Annotated in this window: 25 protein-coding genes and 1 riboswitch; of the genes, 12 read left to right on the top strand and 13 right to left on the bottom strand. The window is 60.2% G+C overall.

From position 1 onward, the window contains the following. Positions 1-170 precede the first annotated feature (170 nt). Complete coding sequence (locus ACQZ40_RS12750) at positions 171-1,058, bottom strand: LysR family transcriptional regulator (RefSeq protein ID WP_448748066.1); 888 nt, start codon at positions 1,056-1,058, stop codon at positions 171-173. Positions 1,059-1,154: 96 nt separating this feature from the next. On the opposite strand from ACQZ40_RS12750, the gene ACQZ40_RS12745 reads away from it, so the two are divergent. Further along, entirely contained in the window at positions 1,155-1,697 is a 543-nt protein-coding gene (locus ACQZ40_RS12745) for a GNAT family N-acetyltransferase (RefSeq protein ID WP_035239208.1), read from the top strand. A 4-nt stretch (positions 1,698-1,701) separates the two neighbouring features. On the opposite strand, the gene ACQZ40_RS12740 is transcribed toward ACQZ40_RS12745, so the two are convergent. After that, entirely contained in the window at positions 1,702-2,064 is a 363-nt protein-coding gene (locus tag ACQZ40_RS12740; protein WP_078051094.1) for a hypothetical protein, read from the bottom strand. A gap of 220 nt (positions 2,065-2,284) precedes the next feature. Here ACQZ40_RS12740 and ACQZ40_RS12735 point away from each other — a divergent pair, with 220 nt between their 5' ends. Both ACQZ40_RS12735 and ACQZ40_RS12730 read left to right on the top strand, forming a co-directional pair. Next, the gene (locus tag ACQZ40_RS12735; protein WP_003522258.1) at positions 2,285-2,887 is read left to right on the top strand and encodes a superoxide dismutase; all 603 of its coding nucleotides are present in this window, start codon (positions 2,285-2,287) and stop codon (positions 2,885-2,887) included. Between the two features lie 267 nt (positions 2,888-3,154). Next, entirely contained in the window at positions 3,155-4,000 is an 846-nt protein-coding gene (locus tag ACQZ40_RS12730) for a metallophosphoesterase (RefSeq protein WP_448748065.1), read from the top strand. Here ACQZ40_RS12730 and ACQZ40_RS12725 read toward each other — a convergent pair. Beyond that, complete coding sequence (locus tag ACQZ40_RS12725; RefSeq protein WP_065654243.1) at positions 3,989-4,699, bottom strand: helix-turn-helix transcriptional regulator; 711 nt, start codon at positions 4,697-4,699, stop codon at positions 3,989-3,991. The genes ACQZ40_RS12730 and ACQZ40_RS12725 overlap by 12 nt on opposite strands. 133 nt (positions 4,700-4,832) lie before the next feature. Between ACQZ40_RS12725 and ACQZ40_RS12720 the strand changes: the two genes are divergently transcribed. The 6 genes from ACQZ40_RS12720 to ACQZ40_RS12695 all read left to right on the top strand — a co-directional run bounded on the left by ACQZ40_RS12720 (position 4,833) and on the right by ACQZ40_RS12695 (position 8,832). Beyond that, the gene (locus tag ACQZ40_RS12720; protein ID WP_065654242.1) at positions 4,833-5,462 is read left to right on the top strand and encodes a LysE family translocator; all 630 of its coding nucleotides are present in this window, start codon (positions 4,833-4,835) and stop codon (positions 5,460-5,462) included. 118 nt (positions 5,463-5,580) lie between these two features. Beyond that, positions 5,581-6,015, top strand: coding sequence for a c-type cytochrome (locus ACQZ40_RS12715; protein ID WP_059753946.1), 435 nt, complete (start codon positions 5,581-5,583; stop codon positions 6,013-6,015). A gap of 90 nt (positions 6,016-6,105) precedes the next feature. Then, positions 6,106-7,026 (top strand): c-type cytochrome, encoded by a 921-nt coding sequence (locus ACQZ40_RS12710; RefSeq protein WP_078051090.1) that lies wholly within the window; start codon positions 6,106-6,108, stop codon positions 7,024-7,026. A 185-nt stretch (positions 7,027-7,211) separates the two neighbouring features. Then, positions 7,212-7,448: riboswitch (cobalamin riboswitch) on the top strand. A 161-nt stretch (positions 7,449-7,609) separates the two neighbouring features. Further along, positions 7,610-7,792: a CbtB domain-containing protein gene (locus ACQZ40_RS12705; RefSeq protein ID WP_003522264.1), complete on the top strand. Its 183-nt coding sequence runs from the start codon at positions 7,610-7,612 to the stop codon at positions 7,790-7,792. 10 nt (positions 7,793-7,802) lie between these two features. Then, positions 7,803-8,513: a CbtA family protein gene (locus tag ACQZ40_RS12700; protein WP_448748064.1), complete on the top strand. Its 711-nt coding sequence runs from the start codon at positions 7,803-7,805 to the stop codon at positions 8,511-8,513. 4 nt (positions 8,514-8,517) lie between these two features. Continuing rightward, positions 8,518-8,832 (top strand): hypothetical protein, encoded by a 315-nt coding sequence (locus ACQZ40_RS12695; protein WP_078051088.1) that lies wholly within the window; start codon positions 8,518-8,520, stop codon positions 8,830-8,832. Between the two features lie 170 nt (positions 8,833-9,002). On the opposite strand, the gene ACQZ40_RS12690 is transcribed toward ACQZ40_RS12695, so the two are convergent. The 4 genes from ACQZ40_RS12690 to ACQZ40_RS12675 form a co-directional block, all read right to left on the bottom strand. Next, positions 9,003-9,569, bottom strand: a complete 567-nt coding sequence (locus tag ACQZ40_RS12690; RefSeq protein WP_448748063.1) for a type 1 glutamine amidotransferase family protein — start codon at positions 9,567-9,569, stop codon at positions 9,003-9,005. Between the two features lie 20 nt (positions 9,570-9,589). Then, positions 9,590-10,078, bottom strand: coding sequence for a GNAT family N-acetyltransferase (locus tag ACQZ40_RS12685; protein WP_003509304.1), 489 nt, complete (start codon positions 10,076-10,078; stop codon positions 9,590-9,592). Between the two features lie 204 nt (positions 10,079-10,282). After that, positions 10,283-10,696 carry a MerR family transcriptional regulator gene (locus ACQZ40_RS12680; RefSeq protein ID WP_003522268.1) on the bottom strand — a complete coding sequence of 138 codons (414 nt, stop codon included), beginning with the start codon at positions 10,694-10,696 and terminating at the stop codon, positions 10,283-10,285. Between the two features lie 60 nt (positions 10,697-10,756). Further along, entirely contained in the window at positions 10,757-11,104 is a 348-nt protein-coding gene (locus tag ACQZ40_RS12675; protein ID WP_448748062.1) for a hypothetical protein, read from the bottom strand. A gap of 129 nt (positions 11,105-11,233) precedes the next feature. Between ACQZ40_RS12675 and dmeR the strand changes: the two genes are divergently transcribed. Beyond that, a complete protein-coding gene (dmeR, locus tag ACQZ40_RS12670; RefSeq protein ID WP_003509296.1) occupies positions 11,234-11,506 on the top strand; it encodes a Ni(II)/Co(II)-sensing transcriptional repressor DmeR in 273 nt (90 codons plus the stop codon). A 20-nt stretch (positions 11,507-11,526) separates the two neighbouring features. After that, positions 11,527-12,546: a CDF family Co(II)/Ni(II) efflux transporter DmeF gene (gene dmeF / locus ACQZ40_RS12665; RefSeq protein WP_448748061.1), complete on the top strand. Its 1,020-nt coding sequence runs from the start codon at positions 11,527-11,529 to the stop codon at positions 12,544-12,546. A 10-nt stretch (positions 12,547-12,556) separates the two neighbouring features. Here dmeF and ACQZ40_RS12660 read toward each other — a convergent pair whose 3' ends face one another. The 6 genes from ACQZ40_RS12660 to ACQZ40_RS12635 form a co-directional block, all read right to left on the bottom strand. Beyond that, on the bottom strand, positions 12,557-12,844 hold the full coding sequence (locus ACQZ40_RS12660) for a hypothetical protein (RefSeq protein WP_065654236.1): 288 nt from the start codon (positions 12,842-12,844) through the stop codon (positions 12,557-12,559). A gap of 374 nt (positions 12,845-13,218) precedes the next feature. Next, positions 13,219-14,325, bottom strand: a complete 1,107-nt coding sequence (locus ACQZ40_RS12655; protein ID WP_338810143.1) for a quaternary amine ABC transporter ATP-binding protein — start codon at positions 14,323-14,325, stop codon at positions 13,219-13,221. Then, on the bottom strand, positions 14,318-15,226 hold the full coding sequence (locus ACQZ40_RS12650) for an ABC transporter permease (protein ID WP_065654234.1): 909 nt from the start codon (positions 15,224-15,226) through the stop codon (positions 14,318-14,320). Before ACQZ40_RS12650 ends, ACQZ40_RS12655 begins: the two co-directional genes overlap by 8 nt. A 242-nt stretch (positions 15,227-15,468) precedes the next feature. Then, on the bottom strand, positions 15,469-16,479 hold the full coding sequence (locus ACQZ40_RS12645; RefSeq protein WP_433824250.1) for an ABC transporter substrate-binding protein: 1,011 nt from the start codon (positions 16,477-16,479) through the stop codon (positions 15,469-15,471). A 496-nt stretch (positions 16,480-16,975) separates the two neighbouring features. Next, positions 16,976-19,075, bottom strand: a complete 2,100-nt coding sequence (locus ACQZ40_RS12640; RefSeq protein ID WP_448748060.1) for a S9 family peptidase — start codon at positions 19,073-19,075, stop codon at positions 16,976-16,978. Between the two features lie 136 nt (positions 19,076-19,211). Continuing rightward, on the bottom strand, positions 19,212-19,781 hold the full coding sequence (locus ACQZ40_RS12635) for a hypothetical protein (protein WP_065654230.1): 570 nt from the start codon (positions 19,779-19,781) through the stop codon (positions 19,212-19,214). Between the two features lie 305 nt (positions 19,782-20,086). Here ACQZ40_RS12635 and ACQZ40_RS12630 point away from each other — a divergent pair, with 305 nt between their 5' ends. Further along, a complete protein-coding gene (locus tag ACQZ40_RS12630; RefSeq protein WP_059753914.1) occupies positions 20,087-20,488 on the top strand; it encodes a DUF930 domain-containing protein in 402 nt (133 codons plus the stop codon). Positions 20,489-20,570: the final 82 nt, after the last annotated feature.

The raw sequence follows: 20,570 nt of genomic DNA, 5'->3' as shown, positions 1-20,570 counted from the left end.
GTAAACCAGTCCGGAAATACGGCCGCCTGCCTGCATAGGCCGGGATGCGCATCCCGGCCTATGCATCAAGTAAACCACAATACGTCCACACAAGTCCGGCATGACGGAGGAGAGAGTACGGGACCTTTTCGTCAACAAGTCGAGGCCTGCCCTCGCAGCCAGCGCGGGCCTCATCCTTTCCGCACATCCGGCAGCGCAGCGGCAAGTGCCCGCAGCGGCGCGGTCATATGTTTGTCGCGTCGCATCGCCAGCGCGATCCGCCGTTCAAGCGGCGGTTCGAGCGAGCGCCATTCGAGCCCGGATGCCGCCCCTTCATGCTCCATCGCCATGCGCGGCACGATGGCAAGGCCAAGGCCCGCACCTGCGAGCTTCTTGATCGCCTCGACGCTGCCCAGTTCCATGGCGGGCTGCACGGTACGGCCGCTCGCCGAAAACCATTGATCCACCAGCCGGCGCGTATTGCCGCCTTCGTAAAGCAGCAGCGGCCGCGCCGAAAGCGTCTCGGCGTTGAGCGCCGTTGTGTCAGAGACGGAGCCTTGCGGGAAAACCGCGACCACCTCGTCGAGATGGATATCGCTGATATCGAGGCTGCGGCCGCTGGCAGGCAGGGCCACCACCGCCGCATCGATGGTATTGGCCTCCAGAAGCCGCAGGATATCGTGGGTATTGCCGGTCTGCACGACGATCTCGATGCCGGGCATGGCCTGCCGGATTTTGCCCAGCACCGGCGGCAGCAGATAGATACAGGCGGTGGCGCCGGTGCCGATGCGCAGGCGTCCCGTCACCCCGCTGCGATGCGGCGCAACGGTATCGATGGCATGCGCCACTTCTTCCGCAATCCGCCTTGCATGGATGAGAAAGTCGCGCCCCGCCGCCGTCGGCTGCGCGCGCCTGCCGACCCTTTCGATCAGCCGCACGCCGAGCTGTTTTTCAAGCAGCCTTATATGCAGGCTGATGGCCGGCTGCGTCAGCCCCGCCTTGTCGGCCGCGGCGGAAAAACTGCCAAGATCGGCCACATCCATAAAGCTGCGCAGCTGCCGCAGATCGAGGTCCATCATCAAAGAAAACCTTATCATTTGTATAAGACAGATAATCTTTATTTTGGCTGCGCCGCAATGCACAATGACGGCGTGAATGATCCGCAGGACAAGAGAATGACCCTTTCCACCGTTTCCAGCCTTACGATCCGCCCTTGCGAAGAGGCGGATATTCCAGCCATTGCCGAAATCTACCGGGACGCCGTTCTGCACGGCCGCGCGAGCTTCGAGATCGATCCGCCGAGCGCGGAGACGATGCTCGAGCGCCGCCGCCTTCTGGTGGAGGGCAATTACCCCTATCTCGTCGCCGAATGCGATGGAAAGATAGCCGGATATGCCTATGCCGGCGCCTATCGCCCGCGCCCGGCCTATGGCGCGGCGGTGGAGAATTCCGTTTATATCGATCCGGCCATGAAGGGCATGGGCATCGGCCGCAAGCTGCTCGATGCGTTGATCGAGGCGGCGACGGCAGGCGGCTTCCGGCAGATGATCGCCGTCATCGGCGATTCGGCCAATGCCGCCTCGATCGGCGTGCACCGCGCCGCCGGTTTCGAACATGTCGGCACCTTCAAATCCATCGGCTGGAAACATGGCCAATGGCTGGATACGGTGCTGATGCAGCGTGCGCTGGGCGAAGGCGACACCACGCCGCGCTTTTGAACGATCAGGGCTTGGTGGAGCCGGGGATTTCCACCTTCAGCGTATCGCCGGAAAGCTCGCTGCCCAGCTCCACGGCCTTGGTCTTCTTGTCATAGACGCAGATATGGCTGACGGTCGCATCCGCGCCCCCACTCTTCCCGGCGAGTTTGGCCTTGCCGGTAAGAATTGCGAGGCCGTAATTCTCGCTGCCGACCGGATCGACCACGGCCTTCGCGTCCTCGATCATGTCCTTGGCGCCGGCAAGGCAGGCCGTCTGCACATCCGCCACGAACTCCTTCCAGGCGTCATCCGACGATGCGGCGGCGGGGAGAGTAAGCGACGAGAAGGCCGCAAGGAGGAGGATGGTGCGGGGGATCGGACGGGTCATGGAATTTCCTTCCTGCAATCTCGGCAAAAGCGAACCGATAGGGTGGAAAACGGTACGCCAAAGGTGTGAAACAAATGTGGTGGCGGCCGCGCGGGGAGGAATTTTCTCTTTTGTCGGAACATTTTGATATTTCGCAGGTTGCCCAAACAGAGGTTCGCTCCTATGGTCCGCTCACACGGTTTCTAGGAGCGGTAACCCGCTGCAAAAAGGAGTAAAAACCATGGCCTTCGAACTTCCCGAACTCCCCTACGACTACGACGCGCTTGCACCCTACATGTCGCGCGAGACGCTCGAGTTCCATCACGACAAGCACCACAAGGCATATGTCGACAACGGCAACAAGCTGGCGGCCGAAGCAGGTCTTTCCGACCTGTCGCTCGAAGAAGTCGTGAAGAAGTCCTTTGGCACCAATGCCGGTCTCTTCAACAATGCTGCCCAGCATTACAACCACGTCCATTTCTGGAAGTGGATGAAGAAGGGCGGCGGCGGCAACAAGCTGCCTGGCAAGCTCGAGCAGGCATTCGCCTCCGATCTCGGCGGTTACGACAAGTTCAAGGCCGATTTCATCGCTGCCGGCACCACGCAGTTCGGCTCCGGCTGGGCATGGCTCTCCGTCAAGAACGGCAAGCTTGAAATCTCCAAGACCCCGAACGGCGAAAACCCGCTGGTTCATGGTGCCGATCCCATCCTCGGCGTCGATGTCTGGGAACACTCCTACTACATCGACTACCGCAACCTGCGTCCGAAGTACCTCGAAGCCTTCGTCGATAACCTCATCAACTGGGACTACGTCCTGGAGCGTTACGAAGCCGCCGCCAAGTAAGGCTTGCGCGGAATGCGTGGTTGCTCATCGAAGCAGCCTCCTCCCGCGCGACGTCATCCTCGGCCTTGTGCCGAGGATCTGCTCCGTCTCTCAAAACGCGACGTGACAGATGCTCGGGACAGGCCCGAGCATGACGACAGTGGAAATAGCCACACACTTGAGACGCCCGGCTTCAAGCCGGGTGTTTTGCATTTGTGATAGGGCGGTGCGGCCTGTCGGATTTTATTGTCACAAGCCTGTCATCCGCCGGGTTTATCGCGGCGCATCATGACTGAAAAAACCACGCCTCTCTTCTCCTTCGGCATTGTCGCCGATCCCCAATATGCCGATGCCGCTCCGCGCCCCGAGATGGGTCGTTATTATGCCGAGAGCCCGAAAAAGCTCGCAGACGCGGTCGACGCCTTCAACCGCGAGGACCTCGCCTTCGTCGTGACGCTCGGCGATATCATCGATCGCGGCTTCGAAAACTTCAATGCGATCCTTGCCGTTTACGACGGGCTTCGCCACCGCTCGGTGCTGCTGCCGGGCAATCACGATTTCGCCGTCGCCGCCGAGCATTTGCCGACTATCCACGCCCGCCTCGGCATGTCCGCCCCCTGGCATGATTTTTCCATCGGCGACATCCGCTTCGTCGTGCTTGACGGCAATGAGGTCAGCCTTTTCGCGCCGCCGCCCGGCGATCCGCGTCGGGCGCTTGCCGCAGATCGGTTGAAGCACCTTGCGGATGCCGGCGCAATCAATGCGCAGGACTGGAACGCCTCGCTCAGCGACGAGCAGTTCGAATGGCTGCGGGCCGTTCTGCAAAGGGCGGATGCGGCAGGCGAAAAAGTGATCGTTCTCTGCCACTATCCTGTCTATCCCGAAAACGCCCACAATATGTGGGACGCGCCTCGCATCCTTGAGCTTCTCGGCTCCCACCCCTCGGTCGTCGCGTGGTTCAATGGCCATAATCACGAGGGCAATTACGGTGTGCTGGGCAATACCCACTTCGTGAACTTCAAGGGCATGGTCGATACGCCCGACCAGAACACCTTCGCGATTGCCGATGTCTTTGCCGACCGGATCGTCATTCGCGGTTTTGGGCGCGAGGAGGATCGCCTTTTACGGCTGTGAATAGGGGATTGGCGGCTGGTTGCTCTGCCAGCCGCTCATCCACAATTGCCGCAGCTTTTCGCCTTCCAGCTTGAAGAAGCTGCCGGTCGTTTCGCAGCTCAGCACCCGGTCCGAACGGAAATTGCGAATCGCCTGCCGCAATTCGCACCAGGCGACGATATTCACCGTCTCCGAATAATAGATCACCGCAATCGGCCGAACCCGCCGCTGCGTTTGCGCGCCGGCTTCATCGCGATAGGTGATCTCCAGCTTCTCCTCGTCGCGCACCGCCCGCCGGACCGTCGCAAGATCGACGCCGGCGGGGGAGGGCGCGATGCTGCCCCAGGCATGCAGGGCATTGGCGGAGAGGGTTTTCGACAGTGGTTCGGGCAGGGAGGCGGCAATCTTGTCGCTGACCTGCCTTGCCGCCTGCCGCAACTCGCTATCGCCGGTGCGGGCCACCATGGCGAGCGCCAGCACGATCGCCTCCGTCTCTTCGATGGAAAACATCAGCGGCGGCAGGTTGAAGCCGGGACGCAGGATATAACCGACGCCGCGTTCCCCTTCGATGGGCACGCGCATGGTCTGAAGCGCTGCTATGTCGCGATAGACAGAGCGCACCGTCACTTCCAGCGCCTCGGCAATCGTCTGCGCGGTGACAGGCCTGCGCGCCACCCGCAGAATCTGGATGATCTCGAACAGTCTCGACGCCTTGCGCATTGCCGTTTTCCCGGTGGATTTTCCCACGCAACTGACACAACGCTGTCAGTTGGCTTCTCCTATAAACGGAGAAACACATTGAGAAACATGGGATTTCCCGAATGTGTCGTGAACCGTTTTGGGAGATACTGACATGAGTTACGCCGAAAATCTCTGGCTTTTCTTTCTGGTCCTGTTCGGCATCATCATCCTGCCGGGCATGGACATGCTGTTCGTGCTGGCAAGCGCACTGACGGGCGGCAAGAGAACCGGCCTTTCCGCTGCAAGCGGCATGAGCGCCGGCGGCATCGTGCATTCGCTTTACGGCGCCCTGGGCGTCGGCATGTTGGCCGCCTGGATGCCGTCGCTGTTCCTGCCGCTCCTGGTTTTCGGCGCCGTCTATATGATCTGGATCGGCATCGGCCTGATGCGCAGCGCGATTGTCGTGAACGGCGATGAGGCGCAGGCGAGCGCTTCGGTCAGAAAAGCCTTCTGGCGGGCGGTGCTGACCTGCCTTTCCAACCCGAAGGCCTATCTGTTCATGATGGCGATTTATCCGCAATTCCTCAAACCGGCCTATGGCCCGATCTGGATGCAGGGGCTGGTGATGGGCGCGATGGTGGCGGTCACGCAGTTCACGGTTTACGGCGCGCTGGCGCTGACGGCGGATAAAAGCCGGGCATGGCTGGTTTCTTCGCCCGCCGCCACGATCTTCATCGGCCGCGCCGCCGGTTTCATGCTGATTGCCGCAGCGCTGCTGACACTGTGGGAGGCCCTGTCTTAGGCTTCTGTTTTCACGATGGAATTCACCGCAATGTGACTTCTTTTCGCCATCCGGAAAGGGCATCCTCGCGCCGTTCCATCTAGCGCCCGGTGTCCCGGCCGGAATCAAGGAGAGTTGCATGAAACTGAAAACCATTACCGCGGCCATGCTGTTCGGCTGTCTTTGCGCCGGAGCGGTCTACGCTGCCGGCGAAGTCGAAAAACGTGAAGGCATGATGAAGCAGATCGGTGGGGCGATGGGTTCGCTCGCCGCCATCTCCAAGGGCGAAAAGCCCTTCGACGCCGATACCGTCAAGACTGCCGTGACCACCATCAGCACCAACGCCAAGGCTTTCCCGGACCAGTTCCCCGCCGGCACCGAGACCGGCAGTGCCGCTGCCCCCGCCATCTGGGAAAATTTCGACGACTTCAAGGCCAAGGCCGCCAAGCTCGGCACGGATGCGGACATGGTTCTCGCCAATCTCCCCACCGATCAGGCGGGCGTCGCCACCGCCATGAAGACGCTGGGCGCCGATTGCGGCACCTGCCACCAGACCTATCGTCTGAAGAAATAATCGCAGCACTTTGGAAACGCCGCTTACCGGCGGCGTTTTCTCAGGCACGAAAGACATCTGACCGGGTCAGGTGAGAATGGGGAGAGGGGCATGTCCTCCATCTGGACGAAACTCGTGGGCGGGGCCGTCGTCGCGGCCATTGCGGGCTACGGCATATTCGCCTGGGTCACCGCGCCTCAGCGGCAGGCGCCCAGCCACTGGGTCAGCCTGGGCGAACCGGATCTGGCCAATGGCGAAACGCTGTTCTGGGCGGGCGGCTGCGCAAGCTGCCATGCCGCGCCCGATGCGAAAGGCGAGGCGCTATTGACGCTTTCGGGCGGGCAGGCGCTGAAAAGCCCCTTCGGCACCTTCCATGTCCCCAATATTTCCTCCGATCCGCAGCATGGCATCGGCGGCTGGACGCTGGCGGAATTCGGCGATGCGATGACGCGCGGTGTGGGCAGGAACGGCGAACATCTCTACCCGTCCTTTCCCTATGCCTCCTATGCCCGCATGACGCAGAAGGACATCAACGATCTCTTCGGTTATCTGAAGGCCCTGCCGGCCAGCCAGAACGATGCGCCGGATCACGAATTGCCGTTCCCCTTCAATCTGCGCATGGCGCTGGGCGGCTGGAAATTCCTTTATTTCGACCCCGCAGCGCGGCCCCGCGTGGAGCTTGCCAATGCCAATGCTGAATTGCTGCGCGGCCAATATCTGGTGGAAGGGCCGGGCCATTGCGGCGAATGCCACACACCGCGCAACGCGCTTGGCGGTTTCGTGAAAGACAAATGGCTGGCGGGCGGTCCCAACCCGGAAGGCGAGGGCCGCATTCCCGACATTACCCCCGGCTCGCAAAGCATCGGCAGCTGGGCCGAGGCCGATATTGCCAGCTATCTGGAAAACGGCTTCACCCCGGAATTCGACAGCGTCGGCGGCTCCATGGTCAAAGTGCAGCAGAACATGGCGCATCTGACGCCTGAAGACCGCGATGCAATTGCCGCCTATCTGAAGGCCATACCGTCGCGGTAACCCTCAGCCGTCATGCCGGACCAGATCCGGCATCCAGCCACGGCGCGTCTGCGCCGTGAGAAGAGTCTCTCGCGATCAAGGACTTGATCGCGCTGGACCCCGGATCTAGTCCGGGGTGACGGAGGTGGAGGCGACGGCGTGCAGTTCGAAATCAGGCCCACCATTGACTCCCGACCCCGCCCATCGGATAACAATCCTGTGATGGTTCCTTCCGGGCGTTCCGGAAGGTGAAAAGGGAACACGATAGGGAGAAATCCTCATTCGTGGCTGCCCCCGCAACTGTGAGCGGAGAGCCTGAAACGAAATGCCACTGGCAAGCCATCTCGCCGGGAACCCAAGGGTTTCCAGAGAGGGTGATGCCGGGAAGGTGTTTCAGGTTTTGACCCGTAAGCCAGGAGACCTGCCATCGCGGAAATATCCATGCCGGCGGGGTGTCCGGAAGAGCGGAATTTCAGGGTGGCGGGATCGACGCTTCCCTGTGTCAGTCTCGTATCCCCGTGGTGAAGTGTATCGTAGCGGCTCGATGGCCTTTTGCCGTCCGGCCGCGTCCAAAGGCGCGGGGTCGCGCCGGAGAGGGGTCACCATGTCCATCAACCAGAATACGGCCAACGCCGCCGTTTCCGCAAAAACAACCAGCTTCGCGCAATCGCTGACGGCGATCGTGCTTGGCCTGTTCGTTGTCGGTTTTGTCGGCTTTTCCCATGTGGAAGCCGTTCACAACGCCGCGCATGACACGCGTCATGCCAATGCCTTCCCCTGCCATTGAGGGGAACGGCATGTCGTCTTTTCGCAATATCGTCTTTACCGCCGTTCTCGTCGGCATCCTCGGCGGTTTCGCCGTTTCGGCCATGCAGGCTTTCGGCACGACGCCGCTCATCCTTCAGGCGGAAACCTATGAAAGCGCCGGCGAAGCGGCCCACAGCCATGATGCGCCGGCCCCCGGTGCTGCCGTTCCCGCCCATGAGCACAATGACGAGGCCTGGGCTCCGGCCGATGGCTTCGAGCGCACCGCCTACACCGTCGCCGCCAATGTGCTGACTGCCATCGGTTATGCGCTGGTGCTGACCGGCCTGATTTCGCTGCGTGGCACGAATGGCGGCTGGCGCGAAGGCCTTCTCTGGGGCGTTGCCGGTTTTGCCGCCGTCATGCTGGCGCCGATGATCGGCCTGCCGCCGGAACTGCCGGGCAGCCCGGCCGCCGCACTTGAGGCGCGGCAAATCTGGTGGCTTGCGACGGTTGCCGCAACCGCGGGCGGCATCGCGCTGATCGCGTTCCGCCGCGAACCCTGGGCCATCGTATTGGCGCTGGTGCTGATCGTCGCACCGCATGTGGTCGGCGCACCCTTGCCGCCGGAAGGCGAACATGCGCTGGCGCCGCTGCCGCTGGAGCGTCAGTTCATCGTCGCCGCCACCGTGACTAGCTTCGTTTTCTGGGCTTTGCTCGGAACGTTGAGCGCGTTTTTCCTGAAGCGCTTCCAGTCGGCTTGAGACTATGCAGGACGCAGCGGAATGGAGTGAGGAACTCGATGCGCTGCGTTTTGCCGTCCCCGGTCACGGCGCTTTCTGCGCCGTGCACCGCCTTGCCTTCAAGGCGGTTCTTGGGGCGACCCCGGATCGCGAGGCGGCTATCGCCTGTTTTCATGAGCACGAGGCCGCTTTTATCGCTGCGGCGCTCAGCAAGATAAAACGCTCGAATTCACCCTCCGGCCGCAGCCTGCATCTGAACAGCCGCGATATTCGCCGTGCGATTGCCGGGGAGAACGGCGATCATGCGGCGCGTGTTTGTCGCGTACTTGATCGGCGATAATCATTGCCGTTTTCACGTCCGTCATCCCGGCCTTGAGCCGGGATCCAGCCAGCCCAAGTCATTGGGCTGAAAGGACTCTTTTCACCGCGCAGACGCGCGTCGGCTGGATTCCGGCTCAAGGCGGGAATGACGGGAGTAGAGGGAGCGCAAACAACCGAGGCGGCTATGCCTCAGCGATGCTCCGCCGCAAAAACCTGAAGTTCCGCCTCGGCTTCCGGACCAAAGAGGCCGAGGTGTTTCAGGATTTCCACAGCGAAACTGACCGGCGCGCTGCCGGCGGCCGTGATGATGCCGCCATCGCTGACCGCTTTCGGCTGGTCGCGGTAGAGCGACTCGCCGCTATAGACGGCATAAGCCTTGTGGGACGCCAGCGAATTGCCGGTATGGGCGACGTCGTTCAGGACGCCCGTGCTACCGAGCGCGCTCGCCGCCGCGCAGATGCCGGCAACCAGCCGGTTTCTGTCGCGAAACCGGTGCACCAGCCCGCCAAGATCGACAGCCGTTCCCTTTTCCCAGCTCAAGCCGCCGGGAATGACAAGCGCATCGATGTCAACAGGATCAAGCGCGTCATAGGATGTGTCAGGCGTCACATTCAGCCCACCCATGGATGTCACCGGCCTGCCGTCAGGGGTGGCATAGACGATCTCGACGCCCAGATAACTGCGCGCTGCGGCAGCAAGCAGCGCCGGTTCCCAGTCCGCAAAATACTGCGCCAGCGCAATGGCGATCCGTGTCATGGTCGTCTCCGTGGTTTTAATCAGGCGATGGACTGCATGTAGCGCATGCCGGTGACCGGGCGGGGCGCGAAATCCATGTTTTCGTAGAAACGATGCGCCGCCACATTACCGGTCGTGGCGCTGACGGAAAGATAGTCGCAACCGAGACGCTTGGCGATATCGCGGGCGCGGGAAACCAGATGCTGGCCGGTGCCATGGCCGCGATGCCCGTCACGCACGAAGAGATGATGCAGCTCAAGCCCGCGCCGGCCTTCCTGCGCCCTGTAGAGCGGCAGAAGCAGGGCGTAACCGATCAGCGCGCCATCGGCTTCGGCCACGAGGCCATGCACCCAGGGCAGCGGGCCGAAGAGGTCGCGTTCCAGTTTCGCCGGCGTGATCGCCGCCGCATCGCCGTGGTAGGAGGCAAGCAGCGTAATCATCTCGTTGAGCTCGGGCAAATCCGTCTTGCGTGCACCACGAATGATGACGACGGGCGGTCTTTCCAGTGTAAGGGAGCTATCTTCGGTCATTTTTTCGGTCCTTTGGTCTTATCGGTGCCGTCAGGACGCTTGAGAAACAACAAAGCCGCCTGACGGCGGCTTGTTGACAATATGATCTGTCGAGCCGCCCTTAGAGGTAGGCCCAAAAGTACGAGCAGGAGATGGGTGCGCGTTCGTTGATCATGGGACATGCAATGCGCCCGAATCCGCAATCTGTCAAGCCCGGTTTTCCGATCAATGTTCACCCTCACACATGCCGTGATTGGAAAGCGCGCGGATGACGTAGCAATCCTCTATGGAATGGCCGTGGCAATGGGAGACGATGCGCTCCAGCTCGTGCTCCAGCTTCTTCAGGCTGGCGATCTTTTCGCGCACATGGGCGAGGTGTTCGGCGGCGATGCGGTCCGCGCCTTCGCAGGGCATCTGCCGGTGCTGGCTAAGCGCGATCAGTTCGCGGATGGCGTCGATGTTCAGCCCGAGATCGCGCGCATGGCGGATGAATGCCAGCCTTTCGAGGTCGGTCTTTTCGTAGCGGCGCTGGTTGCCATCCGAACGATCCGCCTCGCGGATGAGGCCCATCTGCTCGTAATAGCGGATCGTCGGCACCTTGACGCCGGTACGTTTCGACAGTTCACCGATGGACAGCATGGCTTTCTCCATATCTCCAGTCTCTAGAGATATGGCTTTTCCGTCCCCGGTTCAATGGCCTTAAGCGACGTCGTTGACGCCAAGCGCCTGGGCCAGTGCCTTCAGAATCTGCGATTCGAGGCTTGCCATATCCGGCTGGGCGGAAGCGGCCACCTCAGCATTGGCGCCAGTGGCGGCGGAAACGCCGCTGTCCATGTTCCAGAGAGCAGCAGCGAGGCTCGCGGAGGCGCCGGCCAGCGGGGCGACGGTGGTGGCGACATTGCCTGCCACCGAAATGGCGCGATGGGCCGCCCGCGTCAGCTCCTGCAAAGCCTCGGTGGTAGACTGGCTCTCCCGGTTATGCGCAGGCGCGATGCCGCGGACGGGAGAGGCGAAATTGATGCTGCTGGTTGCTGCGATAGTCGTCATGACTGTGAGTCCCCTAGTTCTGATGGGGCATTTTTAAGGTCCGAAACATTCCCGAAGATTGCGTCATGCACGCCTTGCGCAAAAAATAGCGGCAATATACTATACCCCCCTATAGTATATGAGGTGCCCATGTCCCATACGATCCGCAACAAGGAGAAGCTTCTGGCCCGCATCCGCCGTCTGAAAGGGCAGATGGAGGCGGTCGAGCGCGCACTGGATGATGCCAAGCCCTGCGGCGAGGTGCTGCAATTGCTCGCTTCGGTGCGCGGCGCGCTTTCCGGCCTGACCGGAGAGGTGATGCAGGAGCATCTGCATGAGCATGTGGTGCATGCCGAAAACGAAGACGAGCGGGCGCGGGCGGCGGAAGAGCTCGCCCAGGTGCTGAAGACCTACATACGGTAAAAGCGAACAGGATTAGCGACATGACGACGACATCCGAACACCGTGCAGCAGCCGGTCACGACCATGTTTTCCTTGGCCAGAACCATGAGCGCAATGAAAGGCGCGTCTGGATGGTCATTGCGCTGACCGCGGCGATGATGGTGGCGGAAATCGTCGCCGGCCACTGGTATGGCTCCATGGCGCTGACGGCGGATGGCTGGCACATGTCCACCCATGCCGGCGCGATGCTGATTTCGGCGCTCGCCTATCTTTATGCCCGCCGCGAGGCGCGCAATCCGCGCTTCACCTTCGGCACCGGCAAGTTCGGCGATCTGGCGGGTTTTGCCAGCGCCATCGTACTGGCGGTGGTGGCACTGCTGATTGCCGTCGAAAGCGCGATGCGCCTCGTCAATCCCGTTGAAATCGATTTCAACCAGGCGATCCTCGTCGCCATCATCGGCCTTGCCGTCAATCTCCTCAGCGCCGTGCTTTTGAAGGATGACCATCACCACGATCATGGACATGGACATGGACATGGTCACGGCTCGCATGCCCATCATGGCCATGGCAGCCACGCCCATCACGATCACGGCTCCCATGCCGGTCACCATGCGGACCACGGCGCAAAGGGCGGGCGGGACAACAATCTGCGCGCGGCCTATCTGCATGTGCTGGCGGATGCGCTGACTTCGGTTCTCGCCATCGTCGCGCTGCTGCTCGGCAAGTGGAACGGCTGGTCGTTCCTTGATCCGTTGATGGGTATCGTTGGCGGTCTGGTCATTGCCCGCTGGTCATGGGGCCTGATCCGCTCCACGGCGACGACGCTGCTTGATGCGCTGCCGCCGGCGGAGGATCTGCCGCAGGAAATCCGTGAAAGCGTGGAGACGGAAGAGGATCGCATCACCGACCTGCATGTCTGGCAGGTAGGGCCGGGGCATCACGCCGCCATCGTGGCGATCCATTCACAGGCGCCGAAAGCGCCGGCTTTTTATAAGCAAAAACTTGCCGCCATACATGAACTCTCGCATGTGACGGTGGAAGTCAGCCCGGCAAGGGCCTGATTGGAATCGCCTATTCGGTATATTCCGAATAGGCGCTGCGCACCCATTCCACCTCGGCTTCCGCCTTGTCCTCGGGGGAAGCCGCGGTCGTATCCTGATAAGCGGGCGCACTGCCATTGCCGACGGCCCACAGAACATTGGCCAGCGACTGGGAAAGAATGGTGCTGGAAACGGTGGGATTGCCCGGGCCGCGTTTTACCGCCTGCTCCTCCGGCGCGCTTTGAGCGCTGCCAGCTTTTTCGATGTCGCGGATGCGACCCTGATAGTTATATCCGCCAATATTGCTTTCGATCTGCATGTCGGTGATTCCGCGTTCAAAAGTTAACGAATGGTTAACGGCGGCGACTTGTCCGAAACTTGCGCTTGCTGCGCTGCAGCGACTGCCGAGGGTTGACAGCAGGCGAAGTAGTGCTTCGTTTTTGCATAAAGGGGGCGGGGCAGGAGGCGATTGCCAGCTTTATCCCTCGCGGCATTGCAGTCCGGGTTAAATTTCTGGCGCCGTGAACACCTCATTCCCCTCATTCCGCCTTGATCTGGCATCCAGCCGCCGCACGTCTGCGCGGCGAGAGAGTCCTTTCAGCCCAAGGACTTGGGCTGGCTGGATACCGGCTCAAGGCCGGTATGACGGAAAGAGGAAATCTCGCGGACGCGGCCAATCCGTCCGGCGCCGGATTACGCCGTTTCCTTCTCCACAGGCATAGCCGCTTCCAGGAGCTTCTCCGGCTTCTCCGCCGTTTCCGCCTCCGCCTCAACATCCTGCGGCGCGGGCGTCACCATCGCAGCCACCAGCGTATCGAGGCCGATGCTGCCGACCGGTTTGCCGTCCTCGTCCACCACATGGGCGGTGGTCTCGTTGGCTTCCGACATGTCGCGGGCGATTGTTTCCAGCGTCGCATTTTCCGGCACGGGCATGCCCTCGGGGCGGCTTTCCAGCGGCTCCATCACCGTGGTCGCCTGCAGCACGCGGCCGCGATTGACGTCGCGCACGAAGTCGGTGACGTAACCATCGGCCGGGGAGAGGATGATGCTCTGGCCGTCGCCCTGTTGCACCACTTCGCCGTCTTTCAGGATGGCGATATGGTCACCCAGCCGCAAAGCCTCGTCCAGATCGTGGGTGATGAACACCACGGTCTTCTTCAGCTCCTGCTGCAGATCGAGCAGCATGGTCTGCATGTCGACGCGGATCAGCGGGTCGAGCGCCGAATAGGCCTCGTCCATCAGAAGGATATCGGCGTCATTGGCAAGCGCACGGGCAAGGCCGACGCGCTGCTGCATGCCGCCGGAAAGCTGGTTCGGATAATAATCCTCGTAACCGGCAAGGCCGACGCGTTCCAGCCAGTAGCGGCCCTTTTCCTCGCTCTTACTGCGCGGCACGCCCTGGATGTCGAGGCCGTAGACGCTGTTTTCCAGCACGGTGCGATGCGGCAGAAGGCCGAATTTCTGGAACACCATCGCCGTCTTGTGGCGGCGGAATTGCCTGAGCGCCGAGGTGCTCATGCCGCAAATGTCCTCGCCATCGTAAAGCACTTCGCCGGCGGTCGGGTCGATCAGCCGGTTGATGTGGCGGATCAGCGTCGACTTGCCGGAGCCTGACAGCCCCATGACGACGGTGATCTTGCCGCCCGGCATGGTGATGTTGATGTTGTTGAGACCGAGCACATGGTTGTGCCTGTCGTTCAGCTCGGCCTTGTCCATGCCGGATCGCACCGCTTCGAGATATTTCTCGGGATGCTTGCCGAAGATCTTGTAAAGATTCCTGATTTCGATGCTTTTAGCCATGGGAGACCTCGCGGTATTTCTGCAGGCGCTTGCCGAAAGCCTGGCTCGCCCGGTCGAACATGATGGCGATGGCGACCAGAGCGAAACCGTTCAGGAAGCCCACCGTGAAGAACTGGTTGTTGATGGCCTGCAGCACGTTCTTGCCGAGCCCGCCGACACCGACCATGGAGGCGACGACGACCATGGCGAGCGCCATCATGATGGTCTGGTTGATGCCGGTCATGATGGTGGGCAGCGCCAGCGGCAGCTGCACGTTGAACAGCTTCTGGCCGTTGGAGGAGCCGAAGGCATCGGCCGCTTCCAGCACCTCCCGGTCCACCAGGCGGATGCCGAGACTGGTGAGGCGGATGACGGGCGGAATGGCATAGATCACCACTGCGATCAGGCCCGGAACCTTGCCGATGCCGAAAATCACCACCACGGGGATGAGATAAACGAAGCTCGGCAGGGTCTGCATCACGTCGAGCACGGGATTGATGAGGCGTTGCAGGCGTTCGGAACGTCCCATCAGGATGCCGAGCGGCAGGCCGATGACGATGGCGATCAGGGTGGCGATGGCGACGATGGACAGCGTCGTCATGGCGTCTCGCCAGAGGCCGACGGCGCCGATCATCAGCAGGGCGAGCGCCGTGCCGCCGGTAATCCTGAAGCTGCGGCCGGCCAGATGCACGATGGCGAGAATGATGAGGAGCGTGATGATCCACGGTGTCTGGATGAACAGCCGCTCCGAGGAATTGAGGAAGAGCTGCAGCGGATGCACGACGACGTCAATCGCATCGCCGTAGTTGCGCACGATGTCGCGAAAACCATCATCGATGGTCTTGCGTGCCACACGCATCGTGGAATTGTCGATGGCCGGGAACTTGCAGAGCATGTCCGGCAGGTAAGTGCAGAGGGCCATTATTGTTGTTTTCCCTTTGGGTTTTGGGGGATGGGTGGTGGAGGTTGGAGTGCGCGGGCACCCCCCTCTGTCCTGCCGGACATCTCCCCCTCAAGGGGGGAGATCGATCTGCGGCAAGGTCTCGCCTATCTCGATGGTTGAGGATGAAGCGGTGAAAGCGTGCCCAGCCGATCTCCCCCCTTGAGGGGGAGATGCCCGGCAGGGCAGAGGGGGTAAGCGGCTTGCGCCAACCCCGCCAGCAATCACATCGAAGCCTTGATCTTCTCCGCCACCTCGGCCGGAACCCACTTCGTCCAGATGTCCTCGTGGTTCTCGAGGAAATATTCCGCGCCATCCTCGTTGGTGCCCTGGTTCTCATCCATCCAGGCGAGGATTTCGGCGACCGTCTTGTTGTCCCAGTTGCGGGCCTTGATGTAGTCCAGCGTCACGCCGGCCTTGCTTTCGAAATCCTTGGTGATGACGGTATAGACATCGGCAACCGGATAGGCATTGACCTTCGGCGCTGCGCAATCGACCTTCGCCGTGCAGTCGTCGAAATGGGCGCGGTCGAGCTCAACGCCGTCATCCAGCTTCACCATCTCGTATTTGCCGAGAATGGCGGTGGGCGACCAGTAATAGCCGAGCCAGCCCTGCTTCTTTTCAAAGGCATTGGCGATGGAGCCGTCGAGGCCGGCCGCAGAGCCGGTGTCGACCAGCGTAAAGCCCTTCTTGTCGCCCTCGCGCGCCTTGTAGAGATTGGCGGTGGTCACCTGGCAGTTCCAGCCGGAGGGGCAATTATGCACGGCGCCCTTGCTGGCGTCCTCCGGGGCGGGGAAAAGTTCGGGATGTTTCAGCGCATCCTCGACGGTCTTGATGTCGGGGTGCGCGTCGGCGATGAATTTCGGGATCCACCAGCCTTCGATACCGCCTTCGGAAAGAATTTTCGATGCCTCGATCATGCGGCCGTCCTTGACGGCGGCGTCGAGCGGCTCGCGCACGGCGTTCACCCACAATTCGGGCGCCATGTCCGGCTGGCCTTTTTCGTTCATGGAGGCGAAGGTCGGCATGGTATCGCCGCTGACGACATTGACCGTGCAGTCATAGCCGTTTTCCATGATGAACTTGTCGACGTAAGCCGCGACACCGGCGGATGCCCAGTTCATTTCGGCGATGGTGATGCTGCCGCACTCTTCGGCGGCATTGGCGGAATTTGCTGCACCGGCAGCGATGATAAAGCCCGTTACGAGAATGGTCGAGGCGAGGAGTTTCTTCATGTGTAAGACCCCCAAGTCTGATGCAGTGTTTTCAATTGGCAAAGCGGGAGCACTGCAAAGCCCGGATTGCCAAGGGCGAACTGACATGGCGCGTGGAAAAGCCGAATAAAGACGGCAAGAAGAATATCCGCAGAACACGCTGCGGCATTGCCGCAGGAAACGCGGCGAAAAGGCGCATGAATATGTCAACGACCGGCATAATACGGCCAAAAAGTGATATTGCAACGCGAAATGGCGCATCGCAGCCATGCGTTCGATTCCCGGAACATTTTCACATCTGACGTAATACTGAAAATATATTTTTAGTTTAAAGAGGTATATTTTGAATTTCAGTATTCTGAAATAAAAATCCGTTATGTCGTAAAGTGGTATTTAAAGAAAAAATACCGGCGTGATTTTGTGGAAAAAATATTCGAAAACGGGTTTTCGAAGGGTATTTTTATACTGTTTTCGGAACGGGCGGCGGCTTTTCGCCGCCCGTTCCGCCATTAGCGTGTCACGCCGCGTCCTTGCCGGCCACCTTCAGCGCAAAGGCATATTCGAAGGCAATTTCCTCCAGCCGCTGGAAACGGCCCGATTTGCCGCCATGGCCGGCCGCCATGTTGGTTTTCAGCAGGATGGGTGCTTCCCCCGTCGTCTTCTCACGCAGCTTCGCCACCCATTTGGTCGGCTCCCAATAGGTCACGCGCGGATCGGTGAGGCCGGAAAGCGCGAGAATCGGCGGGTAAGGCTTCGCACCGACATTGTCATAGGGGCTGTAGGCGGCGATCCAGCCATATTCCTCTGCCGATTCCAGCGGATTGCCCCATTCCGGCCATTCAGGCGGGGTGAGCGGCAAAGTGTCATCGAGCATGGTGGTCAGCACGTCCACGAAGGGAACGGCGGCGATGATGCCGGCGAATTTCTCCGGCGCCATATTGGCAACGGCTCCCATCAGCATACCCCCGGCCGAGCCGCCTTCGGCGATGATGCCCTCATAGGAGGTGAAACCTTCCTGAACCAGATGATCGGCAGCGGCGATGAAATCCTTGAAGGTGTTCTGCTTGGCTTCCATCTTGCCGGTTTCGTACCATTCGAAACCCTTGTCCTTGCCGCCGCGAATATGGGCGATGGCATAGATGAAACCACGGTCGGCAAGCGACAGCGTGGTGGTGGAGAAAGAGGCCGGAATGGTGATGCCGTAAGCGCCATAACCATAAAGCAGGCAGGGGGCGGAACCGTCGAGCGCCACATCCTTGCGATAGAGCAGGGAGACCGGCACCAGCTCGCCATCATGCGCAGGGGCCATGATGCGACGGGTGATGTAATCATCCGGATTGTGGCCGGAGGGTACTTCCTGCGTCTTCAGCAGTGTGCGCTCGCGCGTCACCATGTCGTAATCGAACAGCTGGCTCGGCGTCGTCATCGAGGAATAGGAGAAGCGGATCATATCCGTGTCATATTCCGCCGCGCCATGCAGGCCGAGCGAATAGGCCTCTTCGGCAAAGGCGATGGAATGTTCCTCGCCGGTGCGGCGGTCGCGGATGACGATGCGCGGCAGGCCGTCGCGGCGTTCCAGCCAGATCAGGTGGCGGGCATAGGCATCGACGGAGAGAATGAGGCGGCCCGGCTCATGCGGGACCACCTCTTTCCAGTTTTCCTTGCCGGGCGATGTCACCGGCGCTTCCACGATGCGGAAATCCTTGGCGTCGCCGTCATTGGTGAGGATGAAGAAGACATCGCCGCCTTCGCACATCGAATATTCGATGCCCTCTTCGCGCTCCGCCACGATAGCAGGCTCGGCGGTCAGGTCTTTGGTGGAGAGAATGCGATATTCGCTGGTCTCATGGTCGTGAATGTCGATGAAGATGAAATCGTCGAGAACCGACGCGCCGACGCCCATGAAGAAACCGGGATCCTTTTCCTCATAGACCAGCCGGTCGGCCGATTGCGGCTCGCCGATGATATGGTGGAAGACCTTGGAGGGACGGTGGTTCTCGTCCTGCAGCGTATAGAAGAAGCTCTTGCCATCGGGCGCCCATGCGCCGCCGCCGCCGGTGTTTTCCACGACATCTGCAAGGTCTTCGCCGGTTTCGAGGTTGCGGATGCGCAGGGTGAAATATTCCGAGCCCTTGTCGTCGTAACCCCAGATGCCGTGGCTGTGATCGGAGGACTGGTCGAGGCCGGCAAGACGGAAATAATCCTTGCCCTCGGCCTCCTTGTCGCCGTTCAGCAGCACGTGTTTTTCGCCGCCGCCGCGCGGGGTGCGGAAATAATGCGGCTGTTCGCCGCCGGTCACGAACAATGTCCCGTAAGCATAAGGCCCGTCATTGACCGGCACGGAGGAATCATCCTGCTTGATGCGGCCCTTCATTTCCTCGAACAGCTTTTCCTGAAGCGCCCTGGTGTCACCCATGGCCGCTTCCATATAGGCGTTTTCCGCTTCCAGATGGGCGCGGATCGATGGGTCGAGCAGGGTAGGGTCCTTGAACATGGCCTGCCAGTTATCGGCCCGGAACCATGCATAATCGTCGGTGCGGGTAATGCCGTGATGCGTGTCCTGAACGGGCCTTTTTTCGGCGGTCGGGGCGGCGGGCAGGTTCTTGAAAATCGGCAAGGGAAACTCGCTTTCGTATGATGAACGGCGCTAGGAAAGATTCGTCGGCGGCGACCCTAACATTTTTTTGCGCCCCGCCTCACCCTCGGATTGATACTTGCGGTGTCCTGGGTTCTGCTCATCACGAATGGCCGTGTTAGTCTTTCTCTCTCGCAATGTAACCAATGCCCACCCTAGGTCCATATTCCGAACTTCGGACCTCGATGGGCATCAGCCAATGCTCCGGCTTGACCTGCCCGGAAGGCACGCATTTTATCAATATACCGGCCCGCTTTGTTACAGGGTCGTAGAGCGAAACAGGTTCATCAAATAGCTTTACAAAAACGTGTAGACCCTGGCAAAACCGCTTGGCATTCAGGTACATATTGACTTGCTTGGTCAATCCAGCCTGATTTATGTCGCCAATATCTGGATTTTGCTCAATGTTCTTCAATTCCACAACATAATCGCCCAGTTTTCCGAATGCCTTGTCGGCCGGTCGGTGGGAAATGGGGTAGGTTGTCGCGGTCGCCTTTATATAGGCCTTGTTCAGATTGAGTGCTTTGTATTCAGCATCTGCTGCCCACACCTGCGTGGCGATGTCCGCACCGAGAGTGACATTGGCAAAGGTCCTTAAAAGCCGAGATTTGGCGTTTTCTTTATCTGTCTGAGTGCAGCCGGAAAGAAAAAAGGCAAGAATCGTGAAATTGATAATTGTATTTTTCATAATGTACCGAAATTTAAATTAATATTGGAATTTAGTTATTTAAAAAATGAATTTGTTTCTCAATTTATTCTCTAAATTTGGGGAGATGGCAAGATTTTTAGGACGGTCACTTCAAAAGAATCGCAACTGATATTCCTCTTCCAGCCGATCAAGTTTCAAATCTCCACAGGCGGAATGCGGCTTGGGCACAATTTCGTCAGCTTTCGATCACATTTTGGCAATATCCGGCAAATCAGCGATGATGGATGCAGGCCGCCCGGCCTGCCGCCCACCACAAGAACAAACGAAAAAACTGACAGGATCCCATGCGAAAGCTTCTTCCCGCTGCCCTTTCTGCCTTTTTCCTTGGCTTGCAGACCTTCACCCCCGCCTTCGCGATCGATGCCAGCGTCATGCGGCAGTTGAACGCGCTTGCCCCCGAAGAGCGGCTGGAACAGCGCTGCGATATCGAGGCGATGGAAAGGATAGCGACCGAGCAGAAGGGCATGCGGCCGGACAAGGTCATCGCCTATACCTTCGGTGATCCGGAAGTCGGCAAGAACTCCATCAAGGCGCCGGGCGCAGTCTTCAGGAGCGCGGGCGAATGGTACAAGCTCAAATACAAGTGCCAGCTCAAGAGCGACAGCCTCAGCATCCAGTCCTTCGACTACCGTGTGGGCGATAAAATTCCCGAAGAGCAGTGGAAGAAGTTGTATCTTTATGACTGAGAGCGGAATTTTTCGATTTCAGACCGGCGTTTAGCCTCCGCTTTTCTTGCCGCTCCGCCACCGGCTCTGTAACCCTGCTTGC

The sequence above is a fragment of the Agrobacterium sp. 16-172Ci genome (assembly GCF_053522725.1).
Note: the sequence above shows the minus strand (reverse complement) of the source record. Positions and strands in the feature narration are given on the sequence as shown.

Bases quoted from the DNA above. Each gene is read 5' to 3' on its own strand.
- ACQZ40_RS12750 (WP_448748066.1), bottom strand. From the start codon at position 1,058: ATGATGGACCTCGATCTGCGGCAGCTGCGCAGCTTTATGGATGTGGCC.
- ACQZ40_RS12745 (WP_035239208.1), top strand. From the start codon at position 1,155: ATGACCCTTTCCACCGTTTCCAGCCTTACGATCCGCCCTTGCGAAGAG.
- ACQZ40_RS12740 (WP_078051094.1), bottom strand. From the start codon at position 2,064: ATGACCCGTCCGATCCCCCGCACCATCCTCCTCCTTGCGGCCTTCTCG.
- ACQZ40_RS12735 (WP_003522258.1), top strand. From the start codon at position 2,285: ATGGCCTTCGAACTTCCCGAACTCCCCTACGACTACGACGCGCTTGCA.
- ACQZ40_RS12730 (WP_448748065.1), top strand. From the start codon at position 3,155: ATGACTGAAAAAACCACGCCTCTCTTCTCCTTCGGCATTGTCGCCGAT.
- ACQZ40_RS12725 (WP_065654243.1), bottom strand. From the start codon at position 4,699: ATGCGCAAGGCGTCGAGACTGTTCGAGATCATCCAGATTCTGCGGGTG.
- ACQZ40_RS12720 (WP_065654242.1), top strand. From the start codon at position 4,833: ATGAGTTACGCCGAAAATCTCTGGCTTTTCTTTCTGGTCCTGTTCGGC.
- ACQZ40_RS12715 (WP_059753946.1), top strand. From the start codon at position 5,581: ATGAAACTGAAAACCATTACCGCGGCCATGCTGTTCGGCTGTCTTTGC.
- ACQZ40_RS12710 (WP_078051090.1), top strand. From the start codon at position 6,106: ATGTCCTCCATCTGGACGAAACTCGTGGGCGGGGCCGTCGTCGCGGCC.
- ACQZ40_RS12705 (WP_003522264.1), top strand. From the start codon at position 7,610: ATGTCCATCAACCAGAATACGGCCAACGCCGCCGTTTCCGCAAAAACA.
- ACQZ40_RS12700 (WP_448748064.1), top strand. From the start codon at position 7,803: ATGTCGTCTTTTCGCAATATCGTCTTTACCGCCGTTCTCGTCGGCATC.
- ACQZ40_RS12695 (WP_078051088.1), top strand. From the start codon at position 8,518: ATGCAGGACGCAGCGGAATGGAGTGAGGAACTCGATGCGCTGCGTTTT.
- ACQZ40_RS12690 (WP_448748063.1), bottom strand. From the start codon at position 9,569: ATGACACGGATCGCCATTGCGCTGGCGCAGTATTTTGCGGACTGGGAA.
- ACQZ40_RS12685 (WP_003509304.1), bottom strand. From the start codon at position 10,078: ATGACCGAAGATAGCTCCCTTACACTGGAAAGACCGCCCGTCGTCATC.
- ACQZ40_RS12680 (WP_003522268.1), bottom strand. From the start codon at position 10,696: ATGCTGTCCATCGGTGAACTGTCGAAACGTACCGGCGTCAAGGTGCCG.
- ACQZ40_RS12675 (WP_448748062.1), bottom strand. From the start codon at position 11,104: ATGACGACTATCGCAGCAACCAGCAGCATCAATTTCGCCTCTCCCGTC.
- dmeR (WP_003509296.1), top strand. From the start codon at position 11,234: ATGTCCCATACGATCCGCAACAAGGAGAAGCTTCTGGCCCGCATCCGC.
- dmeF (WP_448748061.1), top strand. From the start codon at position 11,527: ATGACGACGACATCCGAACACCGTGCAGCAGCCGGTCACGACCATGTT.
- ACQZ40_RS12660 (WP_065654236.1), bottom strand. From the start codon at position 12,844: ATGCAGATCGAAAGCAATATTGGCGGATATAACTATCAGGGTCGCATC.
- ACQZ40_RS12655 (WP_338810143.1), bottom strand. From the start codon at position 14,325: ATGGCTAAAAGCATCGAAATCAGGAATCTTTACAAGATCTTCGGCAAG.
- ACQZ40_RS12650 (WP_065654234.1), bottom strand. From the start codon at position 15,226: ATGGCCCTCTGCACTTACCTGCCGGACATGCTCTGCAAGTTCCCGGCC.
- ACQZ40_RS12645 (WP_433824250.1), bottom strand. From the start codon at position 16,479: ATGAAGAAACTCCTCGCCTCGACCATTCTCGTAACGGGCTTTATCATC.
- ACQZ40_RS12635 (WP_065654230.1), bottom strand. From the start codon at position 19,781: ATGAAAAATACAATTATCAATTTCACGATTCTTGCCTTTTTTCTTTCC.
- ACQZ40_RS12630 (WP_059753914.1), top strand. From the start codon at position 20,087: ATGCGAAAGCTTCTTCCCGCTGCCCTTTCTGCCTTTTTCCTTGGCTTG.